The organism is Mesorhizobium sp. M7A.F.Ca.US.005.03.1.1 (assembly GCF_003997975.1).
Taxonomy (GTDB): domain Bacteria; phylum Pseudomonadota; class Alphaproteobacteria; order Rhizobiales; family Rhizobiaceae; genus Mesorhizobium; species Mesorhizobium ciceri.
This window is the reverse complement of sequence record NZ_RZRO01000172.1, coordinates 1-7074: the sequence shown is the minus strand read 5'-3', so window position 1 is coordinate 7074 and position 7074 is coordinate 1. Positions and strand designations below refer to the sequence as shown.

At 63.4% G+C, this 7074-nt stretch carries 9 protein-coding genes; 7 read left to right on the top strand and 2 right to left on the bottom strand.

Translation table 11 applies throughout. From position 1 onward, the window contains the following. Window positions 1–402: LysR family transcriptional regulator (locus EN990_RS34440; RefSeq protein WP_127388556.1), on the bottom strand; the 402-nt coding region annotated here is incomplete at its 3' end. Between the two features lie 119 nt (window positions 403–521). Between EN990_RS34440 and EN990_RS34435 the strand changes: the two genes are divergently transcribed. From EN990_RS34435 to EN990_RS34405, 7 genes are all read left to right on the top strand, one after another. Further along, the gene (locus tag EN990_RS34435) at window positions 522–1811 is read left to right on the top strand and encodes an MFS transporter (protein ID WP_127388555.1); all 1290 of its coding nucleotides are present in this window, start codon (window positions 522–524) and stop codon (window positions 1809–1811) included. 144 nt (window positions 1812–1955) lie between these two features. Further along, entirely contained in the window at window positions 1956–3140 is a 1185-nt protein-coding gene (locus EN990_RS34430) for a cell wall hydrolase (protein ID WP_127369505.1), read from the top strand. Between the two features lie 254 nt (window positions 3141–3394). Further along, window positions 3395–3802, top strand: coding sequence for an AtpZ/AtpI family protein (locus EN990_RS34425; RefSeq protein ID WP_013532844.1), 408 nt, complete (start codon window positions 3395–3397; stop codon window positions 3800–3802). A gap of 59 nt (window positions 3803–3861) precedes the next feature. Then, window positions 3862–4620, top strand: coding sequence for a F0F1 ATP synthase subunit A (locus tag EN990_RS34420; RefSeq protein WP_127369506.1), 759 nt, complete (start codon window positions 3862–3864; stop codon window positions 4618–4620). A gap of 85 nt (window positions 4621–4705) precedes the next feature. Beyond that, a complete protein-coding gene (locus tag EN990_RS34415; protein ID WP_006206606.1) occupies window positions 4706–4930 on the top strand; it encodes a F0F1 ATP synthase subunit C in 225 nt (74 codons plus the stop codon). 63 nt (window positions 4931–4993) lie between these two features. Further along, the gene (locus EN990_RS34410; protein WP_013532842.1) at window positions 4994–5593 is read left to right on the top strand and encodes a F0F1 ATP synthase subunit B; all 600 of its coding nucleotides are present in this window, start codon (window positions 4994–4996) and stop codon (window positions 5591–5593) included. A gap of 10 nt (window positions 5594–5603) precedes the next feature. Then, entirely contained in the window at window positions 5604–6095 is a 492-nt protein-coding gene (locus EN990_RS34405) for a F0F1 ATP synthase subunit B (protein WP_013532841.1), read from the top strand. A gap of 275 nt (window positions 6096–6370) precedes the next feature. Here the strand turns inward: EN990_RS34405 and EN990_RS34400 are convergent, their stop codons facing one another. Continuing rightward, on the bottom strand, window positions 6371–7072 hold the full coding sequence (locus EN990_RS34400) for a ribonuclease HII (protein WP_027164182.1): 702 nt from the start codon (window positions 7070–7072) through the stop codon (window positions 6371–6373). Window positions 7073–7074: the final 2 nt, after the last annotated feature.

The following is a 7074-nucleotide window of genomic DNA, read 5'->3' as shown; positions in this document are numbered from 1 at the left end:
GTCGTGGCTGCGTGCGATCCTGGCTTCGATCTTCACCTTGGGGTGCGCCCGGGCAAATCGGCCGAGCACGTCCGGCAGCACCGCCTCGCCGAAATCTTCCTGCAAGCCGAGCCGTACCCAGCCTTCCAGCTCGACACCGTGGATGGCGGATGCCGCCTCGTCGTTCAACTCGATTAGCCGGCGCGCATAGCCGAGCATGGTCTCGCCGGCCTCGGTCAAAGCGAGGCCCCGTCCTGATTTGCGGAAGATCGGCGTCGCCGCCTGTTCTTCCAGTTTCTTTAATTGCGCGCTGACCGCCGACGTCGACCGGCCAAGCCGGTCAGCGGCCTTGGCAAAGCTACCCAGCTCCATGCCGGTGACGAAACTGCGCAAGACGTCGAGGTCGAATGTCACGCGTCGCATGTTGGAAATCCCGATTTTCAGGATTGTAAGTTCAAAACTTCCTGATTTTCAGGATGAAATTATGGCGGTAGGGACAGATCGTCAAGGCCGGACCGCTGGCCAGCACGGGAAATGAAGTCATGTCCGCCATTGTCAATTGCACCGACCGGCAGCCGTCGGAACTTCTGGAAGATACCGGTTCCACCGGGAGGGTGTTCACGCCGGGCCATCGCTGGAAAGTCCTGGGCATCGGCGTTGCCGCCAATGCCGCCTTCTCGGCTACGTTCTCCGGCATCCCGGCGACGGCGGTCGTTCTTCGCCAGGGCTATCACCTAGGCAATGCCGAGCTCGGCCTGGCGCTCGGCCTTCTCGGGCTTGGGGTCGCGCTCAGCGAACTGCCCTGGGGTCTGCTCACCGATCGCTGGGGCGACCGCCGCGTGCTGTTGATCGGGCTCGGCGCGACGGCGGCGTGGCTCCTGGTCATGGCGATGCTGGTCGTGCCGACAAAGGCCGGTACTCCCGATGTCACGCTGCTCTCCGCGAGCCTATTCATCACCGGATTGCTCGGCGGCAGCGTCAACGGTTCGAGCGGCCGCGCCATCATGGGCTGGTTCCGGGAAAACGAGCGCGGCTTCGCCATGAGCATCAGGCAGACGGCGGTGCCGCTTGGCGGCGGCCTTGGCGCGCTCGTGCTGCCCTCGCTTGCGCTGGCTTTCGGCTTTGCCGCGGTGTTCGGGGTCCTGGCGGGTGCATCCGCTCTGTCTGCCCTGTTCGCCTGGCGCTGGCTGCACGAGCCGCCGACGGCAGGCGAGGGCCATCCCGCTTCGGCTGTGGCCGGACCGGCGCCGCTGCGCAATCGCGACGTCTGGCGTATCGCGACCGCCATCGGCCTGCTCTGCTTTCCGCAGGTGGCCGTGCTCACCTTCGCCTCCGTATTCCTGCACGACTTCGTTGGGTTGGGAACGGCGGCAATCAGTGCCAGCCTCGCCGCGGTGCAGATCGGCGCCATGGTCATGCGCATCTGGAGCGGCCGCTTCACCGACCGTTATGGCAACCGCCGCCAATTTCTTCGCCTGTGCAGCGCGTTCAGCGCCCTTGCCTTCGCCATGCTTTGGCTGCTGGTCCTGTTCGGCCCAACCATTCCGGGCGGCCAGCTCATCTGGTCGGCGGTTCTTCCGGTCGTGCTTATTGTCGCAGGCATCTCTGTCTCCGCCTGGCACGGCGTCGCCTACACCGAGCTTGCCACCCTTGCCGGCGCCGGCCATGTCGGAACCGCGCTCAGCCTTGCCAACACCTTTGTTTTCGTCGGCTTCTTCCTGGTGCCGGTGGCCATTCCGGGGCTCTTGCACCTCTGGTCCTGGTCCGGCGTCTGGCTGGCGGCCGCCATCTGCGCGCTGATCGCCCGGCCGATCTTCCTGCGTCCGGCCTGAATGGTCGGCCGCAAAATCGCCCGACTTCGCAACCACGACCTCGGGCCGACCGGGAAAACCCGATCGAATCCGTTAACGTCCCATCAAGGTTAATGCATCATTTTGCTCTCCAGTGGGGTCTGTAGCGTTCCTGGAGAGAGTTCCGTGCATCGACGTGTGTTGAAGCGGCTGGTTGCCGCCGCCGGTGAGAGAAAACGTGGCTTTTTGGGTCCGCTCGTCATCGGTTTCGGCATCTGGATCGGCTTTCCGACCGTCGCCGCCTATCAGGACATGACGAGCCTCGTTTCCGGCCTCGAAGCATCGAGCACGCGCTGGAATTCCTATGTCGAGAAATCCGTTGCCGGCTCGACCCATGCGGCTGAGATGCCCTTTGTCGATTCCGATGTCACCGGCTCCATTTCCGGATCGGGCGTCCATCTGGCCGGTGTCGGCAAGGTGTCGTTTCGCGGCAAGGGCGGCAAGGTCAGCGCCACACCCGATGAGGACCGCGTGGTGCGCGCCGAGAAGAAAGGGCGCATCGTCCAGATGTCTCCCGTCGCACCGCCAAAGAACTTCAACGCCGGCTCGATCTTCGAGCGCACGTCCTCCTTGCTGCGACCCAGCATGGACAGCGGCCTGAAAATGGCTTTCGCCAAGCCGCAGATCAAAGGCAAGGAAATCCAGATCGCCGCCGCATTCCATGTGCGCGAGGACAAGAAGCCGGATCCCGGCATGCCGGCCATGCTGGCGGCGCTGGTCAACAACGACCATCCGGATGTGCTGGCCACCGCCTATGCGCAATCCGAGCCGGACTATGCCAAGGCATCGCCCTTCGAGGCCCTGCTTCAGGACGAGCAGCCCAATGAGGGCCGCTTCATTCCGCCGATGGCCAAGGGCGATCATTCGTGGATCCAGAACCCGCTGCCGGCGAGTGTCTTCTCCAAGAAGGAGCAGGCATGCCTTGCCAACGGAATCTATTTCGAGGCGAGGAGCGAATCCGTGCGCGGCCAGGCCGCTGTCGCCCAGGTCATCCTCAACCGCGTCCGCAATCCGACCTATCCGAATTCGATCTGCGGCGTCGTCTACCAGAACGACAGCTGGTTCAACCGTTGCCAGTTCTCCTTCGCCTGCGACGGCAGGAAGAAGCGCATCGATAGCCCAGCCGCCTACAAGACCGCCCAGGAGATCGCCATGGCCGTCACCGCCGGCAAGATCTTCATTCCGGAAGTCGGATCGTCGACCCACTACTATGCCCAATATGTCCATCCCGGCTGGGCGCGCACGATGCAGAAGATGACCAAGATCGGCCTGCATATCTTCTATCGGACCTATGGCGGCGGCTGGAGCTGAGTGCGGAGCAGCCGCTGATCCTTGATGTGGCGCGCAGCCGATCAAAGAGCCATTGCGCGGGGGATTCGCGCCATGCATCCTCGTCATCCTGGCGGGCACGATGTCGCACCTTCGTAATTCATTGATTTCATTGCCTAAAATACATGGCAATGAACTTCCGCCCGTGGCTTGACGGGCGCAAACCCTCTAACTATGTTGCCGGCGACTTTAGAAGCGGACGGACGGTGACGGTCTGACCGGGCAGGGGGGTTGCGATGGCCGACAAGAATGGGCCAGACGGAACCGGAGAAACCGGCCGCGGCAATCAGCATGAACCCGACATCCGCGACGACGATCTTGAGCGCCGCCGCCGTGACCTTGAAGCTTCGCTTGCGACAAGGCGGCCGGGCCGGCTCGAGGGGAAAGACGACGCGAAAGCGGGCAGTGTGGCCGGTTATGGTCAGGCGCTCAAACTCTCCAGCGAGTTTATCGCCGGGGTGGTGGTGGGTGCCGGCATCGGCTGGGTCATCGACCGTTTGGCGGGGACATCGCCATGGGGTCTGATCGTGTTTCTGCTGCTTGGTTTTGGCGCCGGAGTGCTCAATGTGATGCGTTCCGCCGGCGTCGTGGCAGAATTTGGACAGGGCGATAAATCGCGCCGTGGCCAAGACGACAAGAAATGACCGCGCACCATGTGCGGTAATGGTAACGAGGCCGTACGCGGCATTGACGGGGTTTGAACGTGGCAGCTGACAAGGTCGATCCGATCCACCAGTTCCATATCAACAAGCTGATTCCGATCGACATCGGCAGCTATGACCTGTCTTTCACCAATTCGGCGCTGTTCATGGTCGCAACCGTGATCGTCGCGGCTGGATTCCTGTTTCTCACGACGTCGAGCCGCAGCCTGGTTCCCGGGCGGCTTCAGTCGGTCTCCGAGATGGCGTACGAGTTTGTCGGCAACATGTTGCGCGACGCCGCCGGCACGCAGGGCATGAAGTTCTTCCCTCTCGTGTTCTCGCTGTTCATGTTCGTGCTCGTCGCCAATCTGCTTGGCCTGTTCCCCTATTTCTTCACCGTCACCAGCCACATCATCGTCACCTTCGGCCTTGCCGTGCTGGTGATCGCAACCGTGGTCGTCTACGGCTTCATGAAGCATGGTCTTGGCTTCCTGAAACTGTTCGTGCCGCACGGCGTGCCGGTCTTCCTGCTGCCTCTCGTGGTGCTGATCGAAGTGATCTCCTTCGTGTCGCGCCCGGTCAGCCTCTCGGTTCGTCTGTTCGCCAACATGCTCGCCGGCCACATCACGCTGAAAGTGTTCTCCGGCTTCGTCGTCAGCCTGAGCGCGCTCGGCGCGGTTGGCGTCGCCGGCTCGATCCTGCCTCTGGCGATGGCGGTGGCGCTGACGGCACTGGAACTGCTGGTCGCCTTCCTGCAGGCCTACGTCTTTGCCGTGTTGACCTGCATGTATCTCAACGACGCCCTGCATCCAGGGCACTAGGTCCAAAAGTTTCCGGCCCAAAGATTTCCAACATTGGCGCCGGATGGAATCGCAACGGAATTTTAGATCCAAAGGAGTTGAACAAATGGACGCAGAAGCAGCAAAGTACATCGGCGCCGGCATCGCTTGCCTGGGCATGGGTGGCGCGGGCATTGGCCTCGGCAACATCTTCGGCAGCTACCTGGCGGGCGCACTGCGCAACCCTTCGGCCGCCGATGGCCAGTTCGGCCGTCTGATCTTCGGCTTTGCCGTGACCGAAGCTCTGGGCATCTTCTCGCTTCTCATCGCGCTTCTGGCCCTGTTCGGCTGAGCACTCGGGAAGATTGGACAGGCCGGCCGCGCAAGCGGCGGGCCTGAATTTCGGGGATAGTCCATGTTCGTGACATCTGCCTTTGCGCAAGAGTCCGCGCCATCAGCCGATACCAGCCACGCTGCGACGGAAGGCGACACGCATTCCGGCACCAGCGTGCCTGCTGAAGCGCATGGCACGTTTCCGCCATTCGATCCGGCGACGTTCCCGTCGCAGCTTCTGTGGCTGGCGATCACCTTCGGGCTGTTCTATCTCTTCCTGAAGCGGGTGGTGATGCCGCGCGTCGGCGGCATCATCGATGTCCGCAACGATCGCATCACGCAGGACCTCGACCAGGCGGCCAGGTTGAAGGGCGAGGCCGACGCCGCCGTTGCTGCCTACGAGCAGGAACTGGCGGAAGCCAAGACCAAGGCCAACGCCATCGGCCAGCAGGCCAACGACGCTGCCAAGGCCGAGGCCGACACCGCTCGCAAGAAGGTCGAGGCTGCGCTCGACGCGAAGCTTGGCGAAGCCGAAGCCCGCATTTCTTCCATCAAGGCCAATGCCATGAAGGAAGTCGGCAGCATCGCCGAGGACACCGCTTCGGCGATCGTCGAGGCTCTGGTTGGCGGCAAGGCCAGCAAGGCCGAGATCGCGGCCGCGGTCAAATCCGTGGCCCGGTGAGGAGCGCATCATGGATTACACATCTCTCGCGACGCTCTGGGCCACGATAGCCCTGATCATCTTCCTCGGCGTTGCCGTCTACATCAAGGTGCCTGGCATGATCGCCAAGGCGCTCGACGCCCGTGCCGCCAGGATCAGCAATGAACTGGACGAAGCGCGCCGGCTGCGCGAGGAGGCCCAGCAGCTGCTCGGCCAGTACCAGCGCAAGCGCAAGGAAGCCGAGCAGGAGGCCGCCGACATCGTCGCTGCCGCCAAGCGCGAAGCCGACATGCTTGCCGCCGACGCGCATAAGAAGACCGAGGACTATGTCGTCAGGCGCACCGCGCTTGCCGAACAGAAGATCGGTCAGGCCGAGCGTGATGCCATCAGCGAAGTGCGCGCCAGCGCCGTCGACATCGCCGTCGAGGCAGCACGCGCGCTGCTTGCCGGCAAGATCGACGCCAAGGCCGGTGCAGATCTGTTCAAGGCTTCGCTCGCGGACGTGAAGTCGAAGCTGAATTAGGCGGTTCGTCTAGCCAGTCATCGAAAGCCGCCCGGGCAACCCGGCGGCTTTTTTGTTGCGGCGCTGAAGCTGCCAATCTCCCCCCTCGTGGGGGAGATGCCCGGCAGGGCAGAGGGGGGGCGTGAAGGAACGCTAACCTTTGTTGTCCTAAGGTCTATCGGGACAAGCCTGAGGGCATAACTGCAATCGATTGAGAGGCCGGCGGGACAGCGCCCCCCTCTCTCCTACCGGACATCTCCCCCACAAGGGGGAGATTGGCTTGTCGTCGTCGTCGCTCAATCCAGCCCGGCGAAGCTCTCTTCTTCCACCACGTCCACCTCGGCCCCACCCAGCCGGAATGGCGCAAACGACACGCGGTGCAGCCGCGCCACCGGGCCATGCGCTTCGATCGCGGTGCGATGGCGAACCGTGGCGTAGCCCATATGGACTTCGAACCCGTAGCGGTCGTGATGGTTGCCGCAGCCGCACATCATGCGGTCGCGCATCACCTTGGCGACGATCGAGGCGGCGGCGATCGACTGCGAACGCTGGTCGCCCTTGATCAGCGCGCGCCCTTCACAAGGCAGTCCCGGCGGCACGTCGCGTCCATCGGCAAGCGCAAGCTTCGGCCGGACCGACAGCCCTACCAGCGCGCGCCGCATGGCTTCCAGGCTTGCCTTGAGGATGTTGCTGCCGTCGATGCCCTCGGCGCTGATGGAGGCCATCGAGACCGCCTGTGCGGAGCCGAGAATGCGCAGGAACAGGGCCTCACGCTGCAAATGGCTGAGGCGTTTGGAATCGTCGAGGCCGTCGGGAATGTTGGCGGGATCGAGCACCACCGCTGCGGCGACCACCGGCCCGGCCAGGGGGCCGCGGCCTGCCTCGTCCATCCCGGCGACCGGCCACAGGCCCTCCGCCATCGCCTTCGTCTCGAAGGAGAAGTCGGGCTTCTCGATGATCTCAAAGAGAGGCGGAGAATCAGAACGCGCGCGAGCCATGT